Consider the following 1,171-nt stretch of genomic DNA (forward strand, 5'->3'; position numbering starts at 1 on the left):
CACCTACGCTGTGCCGGTTGCCTGCTTCCGAGCCTCCTGGAGTCACGGTGCCGACCGAGCCGGACCGCACAGACCTGCCGACGCCCGCCCCGTTCCCGGCGGATCCCGCCGACCCGGCTGCCGACCGGGTGGCCCGCCGCCGCAGGGCCGCCGTGCTGGCGCTGCTCGCCGCCGTGCCCGTCCCGCTGGTCGCCCTCGGCACCGCGGCGCCGGCCGAGGCGCAGCGCCGGGTGGTCGGCGGCAGCGCGGTGAGCACCGCGGACCACCCGTGGATCGTGGCGCTGTCCAGCCGCCAGCAGTTCGGCAGCGGCCGTTCCGGCCAGTTCTGCGGGGGTGCGCTGGTCACCCCGACCAAGGTGGTGACGGCCGCGCACTGCTTCTACGACGAGGCCAGGGGCCGGGTGGACCGGCCGGGCCTCAAGGTGATCGTCGGCCGGGACGACATGCGCGGCACGAGCGGGCGCGAGGTGGCGGTGCGGTCGGTCTGGATCCACCCCGACTACTCCTTCGCCGCCAACATGAACGACGTCGCGGTGCTCACCCTCGCCGAGGCCCAGGGCGCCCGGCCGGTGGTCGAGCTGGTCGGCCAGGGCGAGACCGAACCGTACGCGGCCGGGACCACGACCCAGGTGTACGGCTGGGGCGACACCACCGGGCGGGGCGACTACTCGCCCGTGCTGCGCGGGGTGTCCGTGCCGATCGTGCCGGACCAGGCCTGTGCGCAGGCCTATCCGGGCGGGCAGGACGGAAGGTTCGACGCCCGGGGCATGGTCTGCGCGGGCGAGGAGAGGGGCGGCAAGGACGCCTGCCAGGGCGACAGCGGCGGCCCGATGATCGTCGACGGCCGGCTGGTGGGCCTGGTGTCCTGGGGGACGGGCTGTGCCGAGGCGGCCCACCCGGGCGTCTACACCAGGGTGTCCTCGGTCGCGGACGCGGTGCGCTCGGTGCTGTGACCACCCGTGACCACCGGTGAACGCCCGCGAATGCCCGTGGCAGCCGCGGACGGGGTGCGTCCGGTGTCTCGGACGTCGCGGCGGGTGAGCGGCCGGTCACGTGCCGGCGCCGGTTTCTGACGTCGCGTCGGACGCGGCCGGGGGCGAGGGTCGGGGCAACGGCGGGGCCCGGGAGGATGCCCCGGGGTACAGCAGAGCCGGGCGACCGGCCCCAGAAG

At 76.0% G+C, this 1,171-nt stretch carries 1 protein-coding gene; it reads left to right on the forward strand.

Annotated features, from left to right (window positions below):
• Positions 1-128: 128 nt before the first annotated feature.
• Entirely contained in the window at positions 129-953 is an 825-nt protein-coding gene (locus ACFU6K_RS39400; RefSeq protein ID WP_380671540.1) for a S1 family peptidase, read from the forward strand.
• Positions 954-1,171 lie beyond the last annotated feature (218 nt).

The organism is Kitasatospora sp. NPDC057512 (assembly GCF_042802135.1).
Classification (GTDB): Bacteria; Actinomycetota; Actinomycetes; order Streptomycetales; family Streptomycetaceae; genus Kitasatospora.